This is a genomic window from Amycolatopsis sp. NPDC114503, assembly GCF_055633655.1.
On record NZ_JBVKDT010000007.1, the window covers coordinates 213,747 to 231,105 of the forward strand.

The 17,359-nt window shown below is 70.1% G+C and carries 15 protein-coding genes; 8 read left to right on the top strand and 7 right to left on the bottom strand.

Going from position 1 to position 17,359, the window contains the following annotated elements:
- Positions 1-51: 51 nt before the first annotated feature.
- The gene (locus ACZ7OI_RS29205; RefSeq protein ID WP_470267349.1) at positions 52-957 is read right to left on the bottom strand and encodes a glutamate ABC transporter substrate-binding protein; all 906 of its coding nucleotides are present in this window, start codon (positions 955-957) and stop codon (positions 52-54) included.
- Positions 958-1,088: 131 nt separating this feature from the next.
- Positions 1,089-1,817, bottom strand: coding sequence for an amino acid ABC transporter ATP-binding protein (locus tag ACZ7OI_RS29210; RefSeq protein ID WP_370940523.1), 729 nt, complete (start codon positions 1,815-1,817; stop codon positions 1,089-1,091).
- A 280-nt stretch (positions 1,818-2,097) separates the two neighbouring features.
- Between ACZ7OI_RS29210 and ACZ7OI_RS29215 the strand changes: the two genes are divergently transcribed.
- The gene (locus ACZ7OI_RS29215; protein WP_470267350.1) at positions 2,098-2,766 is read left to right on the top strand and encodes a response regulator transcription factor; all 669 of its coding nucleotides are present in this window, start codon (positions 2,098-2,100) and stop codon (positions 2,764-2,766) included.
- 3 nt (positions 2,767-2,769) lie between these two features.
- The gene (locus tag ACZ7OI_RS29220) at positions 2,770-4,167 is read left to right on the top strand and encodes an ATP-binding protein (RefSeq protein ID WP_470267351.1); all 1,398 of its coding nucleotides are present in this window, start codon (positions 2,770-2,772) and stop codon (positions 4,165-4,167) included.
- A 66-nt stretch (positions 4,168-4,233) separates the two neighbouring features.
- Here ACZ7OI_RS29220 and ACZ7OI_RS29225 read toward each other — a convergent pair whose 3' ends face one another.
- Together ACZ7OI_RS29225 and ACZ7OI_RS29230 are read right to left on the bottom strand one after the other, a co-directional pair.
- Positions 4,234-5,151, bottom strand: a complete 918-nt coding sequence (locus ACZ7OI_RS29225) for a TAXI family TRAP transporter solute-binding subunit (protein WP_470267352.1) — start codon at positions 5,149-5,151, stop codon at positions 4,234-4,236.
- 19 nt (positions 5,152-5,170) lie between these two features.
- The gene (locus tag ACZ7OI_RS29230; RefSeq protein WP_470267353.1) at positions 5,171-5,884 is read right to left on the bottom strand and encodes a heparin lyase I family protein; all 714 of its coding nucleotides are present in this window, start codon (positions 5,882-5,884) and stop codon (positions 5,171-5,173) included.
- A gap of 256 nt (positions 5,885-6,140) precedes the next feature.
- On the opposite strand from ACZ7OI_RS29230, the gene miaB reads away from it, so the two are divergent.
- Positions 6,141-7,622 (top strand): tRNA (N6-isopentenyl adenosine(37)-C2)-methylthiotransferase MiaB, encoded by a 1,482-nt coding sequence (gene miaB, locus ACZ7OI_RS29235; protein ID WP_470267354.1) that lies wholly within the window; start codon positions 6,141-6,143, stop codon positions 7,620-7,622.
- Complete coding sequence (locus tag ACZ7OI_RS29240) at positions 7,619-8,095, top strand: Rv2732c family membrane protein (protein WP_470267355.1); 477 nt, start codon at positions 7,619-7,621, stop codon at positions 8,093-8,095. Before miaB ends, ACZ7OI_RS29240 begins: the two co-directional genes overlap by 4 nt.
- 126 nt (positions 8,096-8,221) lie before the next feature.
- On the opposite strand, the gene ACZ7OI_RS29245 is transcribed toward ACZ7OI_RS29240, so the two are convergent.
- Positions 8,222-9,535, bottom strand: a complete 1,314-nt coding sequence (locus tag ACZ7OI_RS29245; protein ID WP_344267962.1) for a DUF349 domain-containing protein — start codon at positions 9,533-9,535, stop codon at positions 8,222-8,224.
- 225 nt (positions 9,536-9,760) lie between these two features.
- Here ACZ7OI_RS29245 and miaA point away from each other — a divergent pair, with 225 nt between their 5' ends.
- Together miaA and dapF are read left to right on the top strand one after the other, a co-directional pair.
- The gene (miaA, locus tag ACZ7OI_RS29250; RefSeq protein ID WP_470267356.1) at positions 9,761-10,681 is read left to right on the top strand and encodes a tRNA (adenosine(37)-N6)-dimethylallyltransferase MiaA; all 921 of its coding nucleotides are present in this window, start codon (positions 9,761-9,763) and stop codon (positions 10,679-10,681) included.
- A 9-nt stretch (positions 10,682-10,690) separates the two neighbouring features.
- Positions 10,691-11,518, top strand: a complete 828-nt coding sequence (gene dapF / locus ACZ7OI_RS29255) for a diaminopimelate epimerase (RefSeq protein ID WP_470267357.1) — start codon at positions 10,691-10,693, stop codon at positions 11,516-11,518.
- Here dapF and valS read toward each other — a convergent pair whose 3' ends face one another.
- The gene (valS, locus tag ACZ7OI_RS29260) at positions 11,519-14,017 is read right to left on the bottom strand and encodes a valine--tRNA ligase (protein WP_470267358.1); all 2,499 of its coding nucleotides are present in this window, start codon (positions 14,015-14,017) and stop codon (positions 11,519-11,521) included. It abuts the gene before it with no gap.
- Positions 14,018-14,026: 9 nt separating this feature from the next.
- Entirely contained in the window at positions 14,027-15,280 is a 1,254-nt protein-coding gene (locus ACZ7OI_RS29265) for an MFS transporter (protein ID WP_470267359.1), read from the bottom strand.
- Positions 15,281-15,338: 58 nt separating this feature from the next.
- Between ACZ7OI_RS29265 and ACZ7OI_RS29270 the strand changes: the two genes are divergently transcribed.
- Complete coding sequence (locus ACZ7OI_RS29270; protein WP_470267360.1) at positions 15,339-15,845, top strand: ArsR/SmtB family transcription factor; 507 nt, start codon at positions 15,339-15,341, stop codon at positions 15,843-15,845.
- A 43-nt stretch (positions 15,846-15,888) separates the two neighbouring features.
- Entirely contained in the window at positions 15,889-17,334 is a 1,446-nt protein-coding gene (gene hflX / locus ACZ7OI_RS29275; RefSeq protein WP_344267952.1) for a GTPase HflX, read from the top strand.
- Positions 17,335-17,359: the final 25 nt, after the last annotated feature.

Genomic DNA, 17,359 nt, shown 5'->3' on the forward strand with positions numbered 1-17,359 from the left:
GTGTGCGGCGGCCGGTGGGCGAAAGCTTCGCCCACCGGCCGCCGGATCAGGTCAGTACCGCTCGATGGCCGGCGGCGTCGCGGGCGCGCCGGACTTGCCGAGGGTGGCGTCGTAGATCTTCTTCCAGGTGCCGTTGGTCTCGGCGGCCTGCAGCAGGTCGTTGATCTTGTCGCGCAGCACCTTGTCGTCCTTGTTCAGGCCGATGCCGTAGGGCTCCTTCGAGAACGGCTTGCCGACGACCTTGAAGCTGTCCTTGTCCTGCGCCGCGTAGCCCTTGAGGATCGCGTCGTCGGTGGTGACCGCGTCGACGTCCTTGGTGCTCAGCTTCTCCACGCACTGCGAGTACTTCTGGAACTCGACGATCTGGTCGGTCAGCTGCTTCTCGCGCACGCGCTGGATCGGGGTCGACCCGGTGACCGAGCAGACCTTCTTGCCCTTCAGCGTCTCCGGCCCGGTGATCGAGTTGTCGTCGGCGCGCACCAGCAGGTCCTGCCCGGCCTGGAAGTACGGGCCGGCGAACGACACGAGCTTCTTGCGCTTGTCGCTGATGGTGTAGGTGCCGACGTAGAGGTCGACCTGGCCGTTGGAGATGGCCTGCTCGCGGGCGGCCGAGTCGACCGTCGTGAACTTGATCTTGTCCTCGCTGACGCCGAGGCCCGCCGCGACCATCCGGGCGATCTCGATGTCGAAGCCCTGGAACTTGCCGGTCTTCGGGTCCTTCTGGCCCAGCTCGGGCTGGTCGTCCTTGACGCCGATGGTGATCGCGCCCGCGTTCTTGATCTTCGTGAACACCGGCGAGCCGTCGAGCTTGACGTCCTTGGCGACCTCGTAGGTCGGCAGCGCCGCGGCGTTGGTGTTGGAGTCCCCGCCGGAACCGGCCGGGGTGCCTTCCTTGCCGCAGGCGGTGAGCAGCAGCCCGCCGGCGAGCAGAGCGGCCGCGAGGGTGCGGATCCTCATGTCAGTCTCTCCAATATCTGTCCGGGAAAAATCTGTCCGGGAACGTCGGTACCGGTCGGGGTTAGCGCCGGTGGACACGGCCGATTACAGCCATCTCGGCCGCGGGGCGCCGGGGGATTCCCCCGAACGGGTCAGTGGGTCAGGATCTTGCCGAGGAAGTCCTTCGCGCGGTCGGACTTCGGCTTGGTGAAGAACTCCTCCGGCGTCGTGTCCTCGACGATCTCGCCGTCGGCCATGAACAGGACGCGGTCGGCGGCGCGCCGGGCGAAGCCCATCTCGTGCGTGACCACGAGCATGGTCATGCCGTCCTTCGCCAGCCCGGTCATCACGTCCAGCACCTCCTGGACCATTTCCGGGTCCAGCGCCGAAGTGGGCTCGTCGAACAGCATCACCTTGGGCTTCATCGCGAGCGCGCGGGCGATCGCCACGCGCTGCTGCTGGCCGCCGGACAGCTGCGCCGGGTACTTGTCGGCCTGGTTCGCGATGCCGACGCGCTCGAGCAGTTCCATCGCGGTCTTGCGGGCCTCGGCCTGCGCGGTCTTGCGCACCTTCGTCGGCGCGAGCATGACGTTCTCGAGGATCGTCTTGTGCGCGAAGAGGTTGAACTGCTGGAAGACCATGCCGACGTCGGCGCGCAGCGCGGCGAGCGCCTTGCCCTCGGCGGGCAGCGGCACGCCGTCGACGGCGATCTCGCCGGAGTTGATCGGCTCGAGCCGGTTGATCGCGCGGCACAGCGTCGACTTGCCCGACCCGGAGGGCCCGAGCACGACGACGACCTGGCCGCGCGGCACCTCGAGGGTGATCTCGCGCAGCACGTGCAGCTCGCCGAAGTACTTGTTCACGGCGGCCGCCTTGATCATCGGCGTCGCCACCTCGGTGGTCATCGTGGCCTCCAGAGCTCCGTTGGTCGTCGGCGTCCGCGGAACCGGGGTTCCGCAACGCTTGCGGAAACCTACTACCGGGACATCTGTTGTAAAGACGGCTTGAGCAATACTTAGGGTTTCAACTACGTATCGGATGCGGCCGTCGTGGCGGCTTTCAGCCTAGTCGGGACTGTGGCGGCCGCCACGCACCGTGTCCGCGGGGCGTGGCGCCCTAAAGTCCGGCTAACGTGGTCGGGATCACCGGGGAGGCTGAAGCGTGCGCGTGCTGCTGGTGGAAGACGACGACCGGGTCGCGGGCGCGCTCGTCCCCGCGCTGGTCCGCCGGGGCCTCACCATGCAGCGGCTGCCGTCCGGGGCCGGCGTGCTCGACCGGGTCCACGACGTCGACGTGATCCTCCTCGACCTTGGCCTTCCCGACGTCGACGGCGTGGTGCTCTGCCGCCAGATCCGGGCGGTCAGCGACGTCGCGGTGATCGTCGTGTCCGCGCGCGGCGAGGTGAACGACCGCGTGCACGGCCTGCGCGCCGGCGCCGACGACTACCTGGTCAAGCCGTACGACGTGGAGGAGCTGCTCGCGCGCGTCGAAGCGGTGCGCAGGCGGCGCACCGAACGGCCCACGCCGACGGTGCCGGTGGTCGAGGTCGGCGACGTCCGGATCGACCTCTCCCGGCACGAGGTGCTGGTCTCCGGCGAGCCGATCGCGTTGTCCCGCAAGGAGTTCCAGGTGCTCGCGCTGGTCGCGGCGGCCGGCGGCGCGGTGTGTTCGCGCGAGCAGGTGCTGAACGAGGTGTGGGGGCACCGCGGCGCGGCCGAGAGTCGTTCGCTGGACGTACATGTCGCCACCCTGCGCACCAAACTCGGCCGACCGGCGCTGATCGAGACGGTGCGCGGCGTCGGCTACCGGCTGGGCAGCGGACGGGACTGACCGGTGCGCGTCCGGCTGCAGGGCATCGTCGTCACGCTCGTCGCGCTGCTCGTGTTCGGGCTCGGCATCCCGCTCGCGCTGAGCATCGCGAGCAGCCTTCAGCAGAAGCTCTTCCTCGACCGGCTCACCGACACCTCGCGGTTCGCCTCGCTCGCCCAGCGCCCGCTGCTCGACAACCAGCTCGGCAGGCTGGAGCCCGAACTGCGCCGCTACACCGAGGTGTACGGCGTGAAGGTGGTCGTGGTGAACCAGGACGGCGACCCGGTGCTGAGCTCGCCCGGCGGCACCGACGCCCGGCGCGTCGACCGGGCCGCGATCCGGGTGCCGGTGAACGAGGCGCTCGCCGCCCGTCCGCCCGAAGCCGGGCCGCTGCTGATGCCGTGGACGAGCAAACCGCTGGTGCTGGCCGAGCCGATCCTCATCGACGGCGAGGTGCGCGGCGCGGTGGTCACGGAGTCCGCGACCGATCACATCCGCACCCAGTTGCTGTGGCAGTGGTTGCTGCTGGCCGCGTGCGCGCTGGTCGCGTTCGGGCTCGCGCTGCTCGTCGCGCTGCCGGTGGTGCGCTGGACGCTGCGCCCGGTCCGAAGGCTGGACGAGGCGACGGGCGCGCTGGTCGCGTCCGTGGTCAGCGGCCGGGAAGCAGAGCCGGTGGGGGAGAGCGGCGGGCCGCCGGAGCTGCGGCAGCTGGGACGGTCGTTCGACCGGATGGCGGCGAGCGTGTCGGAAGCGCTGGCCGCGCAGCGCGCGTTCGTCGCCGACGCCTCGCATCAGCTGCGCAATCCGTTGACGGCGTTGAAGATCCGGCTGGGCAATCTCGACGGCCAGGTGACCGACGAAACCGCGGCCGCCGATCTCGAAGCGGCGCAGGTGGACGCCAAGCGGCTGAACCAGATCCTCGACGAGTTGCTGTCGATGGCCCGCGCCGAAGCCGCGGGCGGCGAGCTGGTCTCCGAAGACCTCGCCGAGGTGATCGCCGATCGCGTCGCGGACTGGTCGGTGGTCGGAGCGGCTCGTGAGGTCGCGTTGGAGAGCGCGGTGGACGTCAACGGCGCGCGGGTGCTCGTGCCGCCGCGTGGGCTGGAGGTCGTGCTCGACGCTTTGCTGGACAACGCGCTCAAGTTCAGCCCTTCCGGGACCTCGGTGGAGGTGGCCGCGAGCGTTGTCGAGGACCGGGTGACGGTTTCGGTTCGCGACCACGGTCCTGGTCTGCGAGAGGACGAACTGGAGCGGGCGGTCGACCGGTTCTGGCGGAGCACGGCGCATCAGAACGTGCCGGGGTCGGGGTTGGGGCTGGCGATCGTGACCGAGATCGTGCGGCATTCCGATGGCGAGATTCAGTTGTCTCTGCCCGAGGGCGGCGGGTTGCGGATCGCGATGGACTTTCCGGTGGCGGGCTGATGAGTGTCGAGGTTTTCGCTCCGGTGGCTGATCGGGGGTCACCGCTGGACGTGCCCAGGCGTCGATCTAGACCTTCTCCGCGCGGTAATACGCCAACGCCCCGGGATGCAGCGGCAACGGCCCTGTCTCGATCCCCGGATGCACGTCGATCGACAGCGCCGCCCGGTTGACCGCCGCGAGCGCCGGGCGGGCGTCGTACAGGCCCTTCGTGAGCGCTTCCGCGACGTCGGCGGACATCGAGGTGGGCACGACCAGGAAGTTCGGCACGACCAGCGTCGTGACCGGTCCGCCCTGGTCATAGGTGCTGCCGGGGATGGTCGCGGTGCCGTACACCGGGCTGAACCGCTGCATGCCCGGCATCAGCGAGGACATGTCGAGCAGTCGCAGGCCGACCTTGCGGTTGTACTCGGTGATGAGCGGCGTCGGCAGCCCGCCGGACCAGAACATCGCGTCGATCTTGCGGTTGGCCAGCGCGGTGAGCGAATCCTCCAGGCTCAGCTGGTCGACCGTGACCGCGCCTTTCAGCCCGGCGACCTGCAGCACCCGGTCGGCGATGTACTCGACGCCGGACTCCGGCGAGCCCACCGCGATGTGGCGGCCGCGCAGCATCGGCACCGCGTTGTAGGGCGAGTCCTTGCGGACGACGATGTGCAGGTAGTCGTCGTGGATGCGGGCCAGCGCGGCGAGCTTGCCGGGGTGCGCGGCCGCCGCGTCCGCGGCCAGGTCCGCGGCGACGAACGCGACGTCCGCGCCCCCGGAAAGCACTCGGTTGAGGTTGTCGCGCGACCCCTGGGTGGCGAGCACCTCGGGCGTCTCGATGCCGAGTTCGCTCGCCCACGACGACGCCAGCGGCCCGGCGAGGTCGTGGTAGACGCCGCCCACCGACCCGGCCGCGACGCGCAGGTGCAGGTTCGCGAAGCTCGGCCCGCACCCGCTCAGCAGCACCATGAGCACTGCCAGCGCCAGCGTCAGCCTCCATCGCATGGGGCGATGGTGCCAGAGGTCAGCCGGTGACGTCGGTCAGGCTCGTGCCCATCCGGATCTTGCTGAACCATTGCGTCGCCGTCTCGTCGGCCTGGTGGTAGACGCCCCACTTCAGGTAGTTGCGGTCTCCGTCGATCGTGGTGCCGGTGAAGGTGGTCGACCCGTCGGAGAACGTCTGCCGCTTGCCGTCGAACCAGAACTGGATCGTGCCCTTGGTGCGGTCGGTCGAGATCCGGAAGGCGATGTCGTGCCACTGGTCGTTCGAGACCGGCGCGTCCCAGAGCTTGATGCTCGTGTGGTCTGTCGTCCAGTCCTCCAGCTGGAGCCTGCCGCCGGAGATCTTGAGGACGATCGGGTGGTTCGCGGTGCCGGTGCTCGGGCTGCATTTCAGCTGGAACACGTAACGGCTGGTGGAGTCGGTGATGCGGTACTTCGACGACCAGCCGAGGTAGAAGGTCTTGCCCGCTTCGAGGTCAGGGCCGACCGTCTCGCAGCGTTCCTCCTTCGCGAGCTGCTCGGCGACGAACACTTTGCCCTTCGCGGCGTCCGTCGCGGTCTTGAAGTGGCCGTCGGCGCACTGGACCGAGTTGAACGCCTTGGCGCCGTCGGCCGGGTCGGCCGACCAGGTGACCGAGCGGGGAGCCGGGGCCGCGGTGACCGGGGCGGCGGCCAGGGCCGCGACGGCGAGCGTGCTCGCGACAGCAGCCGCGGAGCAGGCGAAAACCTTGCGCACTTTTCCTCCAGAGCGGCGGCGGTCCGATTCGGAACAATGGCGGTGATCTTATCTTCGGGAGCGCGCGGAAAACAATAGAGAAAATTCCGGCGGTATTGTTCTGCGATGGCCGGTTCGGTGCATTTCCGTTCCCGGTCAACGGCACATTTCCCGATTACCGGAATGCCGCGTGAGCCAGATCGCGGGCACCGCCGCATAACGCCCGGCAGGCGGGTGCCGGGTCCGGCTCGGGCCACGGGGTTTAGGCTGGAGTGCGATGAACGCGAAAACGTACCAGATCCGCACGTTCGGCTGCCAGATGAACGTGCACGACTCCGAACGGCTCGCCGGGCAGCTCGAGGAAGCCGGCTACGTCCCCGCCGCGGGGCCGTCGAAGCCGGATCTGGTCGTGTTCAACACCTGCGCCGTGCGGGAGAACGCGGACAACAAGCTCTACGGCACCCTCGGGCACCTCCGCCCGGACAAGATCGCCAATCCGGACATGCAGATCGCCGTCGGCGGCTGTCTCGCGCAGAAGGACCGCGGCGACATCGTCAAGCGCGCGCCGTGGGTCGACGTCGTCTTCGGGACGCACAACATCGGCTCGCTGCCGACGCTGCTGGAGCGCGCGCGGCACAACGCCGAGGCCGAGGTCGAAATCCTCGAATCGCTCGAGACGTTCCCGTCCACGCTGCCCGCGCGCCGCGAATCGTCCTACGCGAGCTGGGTGTCGGTTTCGGTGGGCTGCAACAACACCTGCACGTTCTGCATCGTGCCGTCGCTGCGCGGCAAGGAGCGCGACCGGCGTCCCGGCGAGATTCTCGCCGAGGTCGAGGCGCTGGTCGCCGAGGGCGTGCTCGAGGTGACCCTGCTGGGCCAGAACGTGAACTCCTACGGCGTCGAGTTCGGCGACCGGCTCGCGTTCGGCAAGCTGCTGCGCGCCACCGGCGGGATCGACGGACTGGAGCGCGTGCGGTTCACCTCGCCGCATCCGGCCGCGTTCACCTCGGACGTCATCGACGCGATGGCCGAGACGCCGAACGTCTGCCACCAGCTGCACATGCCGCTGCAGTCCGGTTCGGACCGGGTGCTGCGCGAGATGCGCCGGTCGTACCGGTCGACGCGGTTCCTCAACATTCTCGACGAGGTCCGCGCCAAGATGCCGGACGCCGCCATCACCACCGACATCATCGTCGGTTTCCCCGGCGAGACCGAGGAAGACTTCCAGGCGACCCTCGACGTCGTCCGCGCCGCGCGGTTCTCCAGCGCGTTCACCTTCCAGTACTCGAAGCGTCCCGGCACGCCCGCCGCCGAGATGGCGGACCAGCTGCCGAAGGCGGTCGTGCAGGAGCGCTACGACCGGCTGGTCGAGCTGCAGAACGAGATCTCCTGGGAAGAGAACCGCAAGCTGGTCGGCCGCCGGGTCGAGCTGCTGGTCGCCGCGGGCGAGGGCCGCAAGGACGCCGAAACGCACCGGATGAGCGGGCGCGCCCGCGACGGACGGCTGGTGCACTTCACGCCGTCCGGTTCGGTTGTCGACCGCTCGGTCCGGCCGGGCGACGTCGTGGAGACGGTGATCAGCTACGGCGCGCCGCACCACCTTGTGGCCGACGGCGACCTCCTGACGCATCGCCGCACGCGAGCGGGCGACAACGCCGAAGCCGGTCTTCGGCCCAAGACGAGCGGGGTCACCCTGGGACTGCCGGGCTTCGGAGCCCCGGCGGCGCAGCCTGCCCCGGTGAGTGGGTGTGCAGGATGAGCGAACCGGGAACGCCGGCCGAGGTCGACCGGCGCCTCAGCGACGAGATCGACGACGCGGGCCGCCGTGCCGCGCGCACGGTCGAGCTGGGCAGGCGTGGTTTCACGATCTCGGTGCTGATGTTCGTGCTGCTCGTGGCCCAGATCCTGCCGTGGGCCCAGGGCCGCGCGGGCTGGGAGACGCTGGCAGGCGAGGCGGGCGGGGTCCCGCAGTTGTTCGCCGTGACGTCCACTGGTGTCGGCGTGTTCATCGGCGCGGTCGCACTCGTGTCGCGGCGCTGGTGGGTCGCGTGGTGCTGCGCCGCGGGCGGCTGGTTCGCCTCGGTCGACGGCCTGCTGGCGATCTGGTCGCAGCAGTCCGCGCACGCCAGCGGAGCGGCGGGGGACGGGCCGGGAATCGGGATGATCGTGGCGTGGATCGCGACGATCGTTCTCGCCACCCTCTGGATGCGCACCGCCTTCTCCCGCAATTGACCGCTCCCGGCAAACGTCCGTGAAGGGAACCCTCACGGACTCTGATTCCCTCAGGGTTCCCCTCACGGACTTTGGCCGACAGCGAAAACGGCCGGTACCGAGCGGTACCGGCCGTTTCGGGAAATATCAGCGATCCGCGACCGCGGCTTCCGCGGCCTCCATCCATTCCCGCCACTGAGCAGCCTGCTCATCAGCCTTCTTCGCCCGCCGCTCGTCCCCGGCGGCCCTGGCCTTCGCGGCCTGCGATTCGAACTGCTCGACCCGTTCCCGGAACTGCGCGGCGCGCGCCTGCGCCTCCGGGTCCGTGCGGCGCCAGCGGCTGTCCTCGGCCGACTTCACCGCGTCCTGCACCGCCTTGAGCCGGCCGTCCAGTTCTCGGATGCGCTCGCGCGGGACCTTGCCGATCTCGTCCCACTGCTCCTGGATCCGGCGCAGCGCCGACTTGGCCGCCTCGAGGTTGGCCGCCACGTCGATCTTCTCGGCCTCGACCAGCAGCTCTTCCTTGCGCTGGGCGTTGCCGGCGAACTCCGCGTCGCGCTCGGAGAACACGGCCGAGCGGCGGGCGAAGAACGCGTCCTGCGCCGCGCGGAACCGCTGCCACAGCGCCTCGTCGCTGTCCTTCGGCGCGCGTCCGGCGGCCTTCCACTCGGCCATCAGGTCCTTGTACCGGCCCGCGGTGGCGCCCCAGTCGTCCGAATCGGCGATCGACTCGGCCTCGGCGATCAGCTCTTCCTTGCGCTGCTTCGCGCTCGCCCGCTGCTTGTCCAGTTCGGCGAAGTGCGAGCCGCGGCGGCGGTTGAACGCCTCGCGCGCCTTCGAGAACCGCTTCCACAGCTCGTCGTCGGTCTTGCGGTCGACGCCCTTGACCGTCTTCCACTCGTCGAGGATCGCGCGCAGCCGGTCGCCCGCGGCCTTCCACTGCGTGGAGTCGGCGGCGATCTTCTCCGCCTCGTCGGCCAGCGTCTGCTTGCGCGCGACCGCCGCGGCCCGGGCTTCCTCGCGCTCGTGCTTGACGTTGACCAGCGCCTTCTCCGCCAGCCCGATCACGAACTCGAGCCGCGCGGCGAGCGCTTTGAGGTCGCCGACCACGGCCGCCTCGCCGAGCCCGTCGCGGATCTGGGTGGCGCTCGAGAGCGCGTGCTTCGGGTCTCCCGCTCCGGAGTTCAGCCGCGTTTCGAGCAGTTCGACCTCGGTGCGCACGTCGTCGAAGCGGCGTGCGTAGTGCAGCAGGCCTTCCTCGGGCGTGCCTGCCTGCCAGACCCCGACCTCGCGTTCGCCGTCGGCGGTGAAGACGTAAACGGTGCCTTCCCCGTCGACCCGGCCCCAGGTGGCGGGGGCGGGCTCGGCGGGCGGCACCGGAGGCGCGGCATGGCCGGCGCCGTGCGCGTGCGGCACCGGGTGCGGTGCCGGGGTGCCGGGGGACGTGTTCTCCTGGGCCATCGCAGGCTCCTTATCGCCTGTACGCCCGCGGCTGCGGGCGCCCCGCCGCGTGAGCGGGGCCGGGTTGCGCTGTTGTCGTGCTCTGCCGGGGGCATGGGGCCCCAGCGGCATTCAAGCAGCTCAGCGCGCGCCGTGGTACTGGGTGAGCCGCCCGAAAGCGTTGATCCTACTTCTCCTTGACGCTCCGTGCCCGCGTCCCGCCCCCGCCGGGTACCGTTCACCGGCGTGATCAGCCCAGCTCAACGGCCCCGTCCGGTAGCCGTCGTCGGCCCCACTGCCACCGGGAAGACGGCACTGGCCGTCGAGCTCGCGCTGGCGCTGGACGGCGAGGTGGTGAACGCCGACGCGCTCCAGCTCTACCGCGGCATGGACATCGGTACCGCCAAGGCGACTATGCAAGAACGCAGAGGGGTCCCGCACCACCTGCTGGACGTACTCGACGTGACCGAGACCGCGTCGGTCGCCGCCTATCAGCGTGATGCCCGCAGCACGATCGAGCGGATTCTCGCCGCGGGCCGGGTTCCGGTGCTCACCGGCGGCTCGGGACTGTATGTGCAAGCGGTCCTGGACGACCTCCGTTTCCCCGGCACCGACCCCGCGGTGCGCGCCCGGCTCGACGAAGAGGCCGCCGAACTCGGCACCGCCGCGCTCTACGCCCGGCTGGGGGAGCGCGACCCGGTCGCCGCGGCGGCGATCCTGCCCACGAACACCCGCCGGATCGTGCGTGCGCTGGAGGTCATCGAGATCACCGGCGAGCCGTTCTCGGCGAACCTGCCGAAGCCGGGCCCGGCGCGCTGGGACACCGTGCTGATCGGGGTCGACCGCGAGATCGCCGAACTGGACGAGCGCGTCGACCTGCGGGTGGAGCGGATGTTCGAGGGCGGTCTCGTCGACGAGGTACGGGCGTTGCTCGGCCGCGGTTTGCGGGACGGGAAAACCGCTTCGCGCGCGCTCGGCTACCAGCAGGTGCTGGCCGAACTGGACGGCGAAGGCGACTTCACGGCGGCAGCGGCGGCGACTGCGCAGGCCACCCGCCGATTCGTCCGGCGGCAGCGTTCGTGGTTCCGGCGGGACAAGCGGATCCAGTGGTTCGACGGCGGATCGGCGGACCTGGCCGCGCGGGTCCTCGCCGTGCTCGACCAGTAGCCTGGACGCATGGGCGGCATCGAATTCCTCAAGGGCCACGGCACGCAGAACGACTTCGTGCTGCTGCCTGACGCGGCTGGCCGCCTCGACCTCACGCCCGCGCGAGTCGCGGCGCTGTGCGACCGGCAGCGGGGCATCGGCGCGGACGGCGTGTTGCGCGTCGTGCGTTCGGCGGCGATCGGCGAAGAGTCGGCGGGCGAGTGGTTCATGGACTACCGCAACGCCGACGGTTCGATCGCCGAGATGTGCGGCAACGGCACCCGCGTTTTCGCGCGCTACCTGGTCGACGCCGGGCTGGCCGAGGGCGGCGAGTTCGTCATCGGCACCCGCGCGGGCGACCGGCCGGTCGTCGTGCACCCGGACCGTTCGGTCACCGTCCAGATGGGCCCGGCGGCGATCACCGGCACGTCGGTCACCGTGGTGGCCGGGCAGCCGTTTTCCGGGGTCGCGGTGAACGTCGGCAACCCGCACCTGGTGTCGGTCACCGACACCGACATCGCCGGCCTCGACCTGCGCGACCAGCCCGATTTCGACCACGACGTGTTCCCGGCCGGGGTCAACCTGGAGTTCGTCAACGTGCTCGGCGAGGGAGCGCTGCGGATGCGCGTCCACGAGCGCGGCGTGGGGGAGACGCGCGCCTGCGGCACCGGCACGGTCGCCGCGGTGGCCGCCTCGCTGCACCTCGCGGGCAAGGACACCGGCGAGTCCACAGTGGACATCCCGGGCGGCCGGGTGTCGGTCACGGTCGGACGCGGCGAATCGACGCTGACCGGACCGGCCGAGATCGTGGCCCGCGGCGAGCTGGACGAAGCCTGGTGGCTCGCCGCGGGCGCTTGATCAGCTGATCGTCACCGCGACCGAGAGTTCGCCCTCCTGAGTGGTCACGGTGTTCACCACCCCGGCGATCCGCACGTCCTCGGCGATTCCGGCGAAGCCTTCGAGCACGTCCGCCGGAGCGGTGACCGACAGCGTCTCGACGGCGGTCCGCATGGACACCTTCGCGTCCGTCTTGGCCCGGCGCACGGCAGCGATCACGGAACCGGCCAGCGGCAGCAACGTGCCGTCGCCGTCGACGTCAGGCGCGGTCGGCCAGGACGCCTGGTGCACCGAACCTTCGTGCCACCAGGACCAGATCTCCTCCGCGGAGAACGGCAGCACCGGCGCGAACATCCGCACCAACGCCGACAGCACGGTCCGCAACGCCACCTGTGCCGACTCGGCTGCCTCCGCGCCGAGGTCGCCGTACGCGCGGCCCTTCACCAGCTCCACGTAGTCGTCGCAGAACGTCCAGAAGAACGTCTCCGTCACCTGCAACGCACGCGCCTGGTCGAGCGCCTCGAACGCGGCTGTCGCTTCCTCGATCACCTTCGCCAGCTCGGCGAGCACAGCTCGGTCCAGCGGCTCCGTCGCGACCGATTCCTCAGCGGGAATCCCGAGGCCGAGCACGAACCGGCTCACGTTCAACAGCTTCGTCGCCAGCCGTCGCCCGACCTTCATCTGGCCTTCGTCGACCGCCGTGTCCACGCCCGGCCGCGCGCTCGCCGCCCAGTAGCGCACCGCGTCGGAACCGTGCCGTTCCAGCAGATCCGCCGGGGTGACGACGTTGCCGACCGACTTCGACATCTTCTTGCGGTCCGGGTCGAGCACCCAGCCGGAGATCACCGCGTCCCGCCACGGCAGCACGCCTTCCTCCAGCTCGGCGCGGACCGCGGTGGAGAACAGCCAGGTGCGGATGATCTCGTGCGCCTGCGGTCGTAGCGAGAACGGGAAGACGCGGCGGAACAGGTCGTCGTCGAGGCTCCAGCGCCCGGCGATCTGCGGCGTCAGCGACGACGTCGCCCAGGTGTCCATCACGTCCGCCTCCGCGACGAAACCGCCCGGCACGCCGCGCTGCTCCTCGGTGTAGCCCGGCGGAACGTCGGTGCTCGGGTCCACCGGCAGGTTCGCGTCGTCGGGCACCAGGACGGCGTCGTGGTCCGGCTCGCCGGCGGCGTCCAGCGGGTACCAGACCGGGATCGGAACGCCGAAGAACCGCTGGCGGCTGACCAGCCAGTCGCTGGTCAGGCCCTCGACCCAGCTGCGGTAGCGGACCTGCATGTGCGGCGGGACCCAGTTCAGCTCCTCGCCGCGCGCCAGCAGTTTCGCGCGCAGGGCGTCGTCACGGCCGCCGTTGCGCAGGTACCACTGGCGGCTGGTGACGATTTCCAGTGGCTTGTCGCCCTTTTCGTAGAACTTCACCGGGTGCGTGATCGGCCTCGGCTCGCCGCGCAGCGCGCCCGCCTCCCGCAGGAGGTCCACCACGATCTGGCGTCCAGTGTGGACAGTCTTGCCCGCCAGCTGAGCATATTTGTCCGCCGGAACGCCGTGCGGGGGCTCGGCGCGGAACCGGCCGTCGCGGCCCAGCACCGGACGCGTTTCGAGCTGCAGCGCGCGCCACCAGGTGACGTCCGTGGTGTCGCCGAAGGTGCACACCATCGCGATGCCGGTGCCCTTCTCCGGATCGGCGAGGTGGTGCGCGTGCACCGGCACCTCGACGCCGAACACCGGCGTGCGCACGGTTTTCCCGAAAAGGCCTTGGTACCGCTCGTCATCCGGATGCGCGACGAGCGCGACGCACGCGGGCAGCAATTCGGGCCGGGTAGTGGAGATCAGCACTTCGCCGTCGTCGCCGGTGAACGCGAGATCGTGATACGCGCCAGGACGTTCGCGGTCTTCCAGCTCGGCCTGGGCGACTGCGGTGCGGAAGGTGACATCCCACAGCGTCGGGGCTTCGGATTGGTACGCCTCGCCTCGCGCGAGGTTGCGCAGGAACGCGCGCTGCGAGATTTCCGTGGTCGCTGGGTCGATCGTCTGGTACGCCAGCGTCCAGTCCACCGAAAGCCCGATGCTCCGCCAGACCTCCTCGAACACCTTCTCGTCGGTTTCGGTCAGCTGACGGCACAGCTCCACGAAATTGCGCCGCGACACCGGAATTGCGTTCTTGCCGGGTTTCTCCGGAGGGGTGAAGGACGGGTCGTAAGGCAGCGTCGGTTCGCAGCGCACGCCGAAATGGTTCTGCACGCGGCGTTCGGTGGGCAGGCCGTTGTCGTCCCACCCGACCGGGTAGAACACCGAACGCCCGCGCATCCGTTGGTAGCGCGCGAGAACGTCGGTGTGCGTGTAGGAGAAGACGTGCCCGATGTGCAGCGATCCGCTCGCGGTCAGCGGCGGCGTGTCGATCGAGTAGACGTCCGGGCGCGCGCGGTCGAACCGGTATACGCCTTCGCGTTCCCACATCGGTACCCATTTGGCGGCAAGGCCGTCGACGCCGACTTTGTGCGGGATCTTCTCGTTCATGCCCGCACTTTACGGCGCGGGTACAGCCATTTCCGTGCCGGTCGGAAGGTCCCGCATGCGCCGCAGCGGCGAGCAGAGCACCCACAGCGCGCCCGCGACCGGCCCGGCCGTCCCGATCGCCAGCGCTCCGGCGAGCCCGAGCCATTCGCCGAGCCCGCCGCCCAGCAGCCCGCCGAGCGGCAGCGCTCCCCACACGATGAACCGGACACTCGCGTTCATCCGGCCCAGCAGCCGGTCCGGCGTGATCGCCTGGCGGTAGGAGACCTGCGCGATGTTGTAGAGGATCACGCCGAACCCGAACGCGGCCATCCCCAGCCCGGCGAGCACGATCCGCCAGTCCGGCGCGGCGAACAGGACCAGGATCCCGCCCGGCCACAACAGGACCGGGACCAGCCAGATCGACCGGGCCTGCCCGATTTTCCGGATGATCGGACCGGCGCACAGCGCGGCCGTGATGCCGCCGACGCCGCTCGCCGCGAGCAGGCCGCCGACCTCGGCCGGTTTCAGTCCGGCGGTGCGGGTCAGATACAGCACCTCGACGGCTTGCACCACTCCGCTGAAGAGGTTCGACGTGGCGGTGCAGGCGACGATCGCGCGCAGCGGCCGGTCGGCGACGACGAACCGCAGGCCTTCCAGCATCTGCGGCACCAGACGGTCGTGCTCAGTGCGCTCCGGGAGGGTCTCGACGGTGCGGATGCGCCACAGGCACAGCGCGGACGTGAGGTAGCCGAGCCCGGTGAGCAGTACCGTGCTGGCCGCGCCGACGAATTGCACGAGCACGCCGGCGAGACTCGGTCCGGCGATCTGCGCCGACGACTGCACGCCCTGCAGCTTCGCGTTGCCTTCGAGCAGCTTTTCGCGGCCGACCAGCGCGGGCAGATACGCCTGGTAGGAGACGTCGAAGAAGACCGTCGCGAAGCCGACGAGCAGCACGACCACCAGCACCTGCGCCATGGTGAGCACGCCGGCCCACCAGGCGAGCGGGATGCTGAGCAGCAGGATCCCGCGGACCAGGTCGGCGGCGAGCATGAGCGGCCGTTTGCGCATCCGGTCCACCCAGACGCCCGCGGGCAGGCCGACGACCAGGAAGCCGAGCGTCTCGGCCATGGTCAGCAGCCCCATCTCGAACGGCGTGGCGGCCAGCGTGACCGCCGCGAGCAGCGGAATGGCGGTGATGCCGACGAACATCCCCAGCTGGCTCGCCGTGTCCCCGGCCCACAGCCTGCGGAAGTCGGCGTGGAAGAACAACGAGTCTCGACGCACCCGATCGAGTGTTGCCGAGTGATTGGAAAGAGTCAATCACTTTGTCTAGGCTGCTCGGATGCCGCTGAACCGACGTCCCTCCACCGAAGCCGAGGCGGCCGCGCTCGCGTCCGGAATACGGCTGCGCATCATCCGGTTGACCACCTTCGAGGCGATGACGAACAAGGAGCTGGCGGCGCGCCTGCGCCGCGACCCGGCGACCACGCTGCATCACGTGAGGCGGCTGGTCGAGACCGGTTTTCTTGTTCCGCAGGAGCCGCGACGGGGAGCGCGAGGGGCGAAGGAGATCCCGTACCTGTCCAGCGGGCTTTCGTGGCAGCTGGACCACAGCGACGCGGATCCCCTCGTGGTCAACGAGGCGATGCTCGAGGCCTATCTGGCCGAGATGGCGGAGGCGGACCTGGCGACGACGGACACGACCCGGCTCGTGGTCCAGGTGGGCGCGGAGGACGTCGCGGAGTTCAAGCGGCGGCTCGACGGACTGCTCGAAGAATTCAAGGCCAGGCCTCGCGATCCGGCCGCGGAACGCACCGCCGTGTACGTCTCGGTTTATCCCAGCAGGTAATCCGCTCGGCTCCCGCGCCGAAACGTGGGACCATGGAGGCACGATGACAGAACAGACACACGAAGACTTTTACGACGACAACGACCCCTACGACCCCTCGGTCGGGGAGATGGAGCTCGAGGACCGCGCGTCACTGCGCCGGGTCGCGGGCCTGTCGACCGAGCTCGAAGACATCACCGAGGTCGAGTACCGGCAGCTTCGGCTGGAGCGCGTTGTGCTGGTCGGCGTGTGGACTGAAGGCACCGCCCAGCAGTCCGAGGCGTCGCTGGCCGAACTGGCGCGACTGGCCGAGACGGCGGGCTCGGAGGTGCTCGAAGGCATCGTCCAGCGGCGGCAGAAGCCCGATCCGGCGACCTACGTGGGCTCCGGCAAGGTGCGCGAGCTGCGCGACATAGTCGTGGCGACCGGCGCCGACACGGTGATCTGCGACGGCGAGCTTTCGCCCGGCCAGCTGCGCCAGCTGGAGGAGAAGGTCAAGGTCAAGGTGATCGACCGGACCGCCCTGATCCTCGACATCTTCGCCCAGCACGCCCGTTCCAAGGAGGGCAAGGCGCAGGTCGAGCTGGCCCAGCTGCAGTACCTCGTCCCGCGGCTGCGCGGGTGGGGTTCGGCGCTGTCCCGGCAGGCCGGTGGCCGCGCGGGCGGCGCGAACGGCGGCGTGGGCCTGCGCGGACCTGGTGAGACGAAGCTGGAGACGGACCGGCGGCGGATCAGCAAGCGCGTGGCGAAGCTGCGCCGGGAGATCGCCGCGATGGACACCATCCGCGAGACCAAGCGCGGCAAGCGCGTGGCCAACGAGGTGCCGAGCGTGGCGATCGTCGGCTACACCAACGCCGGCAAGTCGAGCCTGCTCAACGCCCTGACCGGGGCCGGGGTGCTGGTGGAGGACGCGCTGTTCGCCACCCTCGACCCGACCACGCGCCGGGCGCAGACGGCCGACGGGCGCACGTTCACCCTCACCGACACCGTCGGGTTCGTGCGGCACCTGCCGCACCAGCTGGTGGACGCGTTCCGCTCGACGCTGGAGGAGGCGGCCGACGCCGACCTGCTCCTGCACGTGGTCGACGGTTCCGACCCGGCGCCGGAGGACCAGGTCAACGCGGTGCGCGAGGTGCTCGCCGAGATCACCCGCAGCCGCAAGGAGCCGCTCCCGCCGGAACTGCTGGTGATCAACAAGGCCGACGCGGCCGACGCGGTCACCCTCGCCCGGTTGCGGCACGCGCTGGCCGGTTCGGTGCAGATCTCGGCGCGCACCGGTTCGGGCGTGGCCGACCTCGCCGAGGTACTGGCCGAGCGGTTGCCGCGCGCGGAGACGGTGATCGACGTGCTGGTCCCGTACGCGCGGGGCGAGCTCGTGTCGCGGGCGCACGCGGAGGGCGAGGTGCTGGAAGAGGAGCACGTCGCCGACGGCACGCGCCTGCAGGTGCGGGTCCGTCCGGACCTCGCCGCCGCTCTGCGGGCGTTCGAGACCAACGCCTCGGCGCTCTGAACGTCTTCCGTAGTGCACGGCCCGA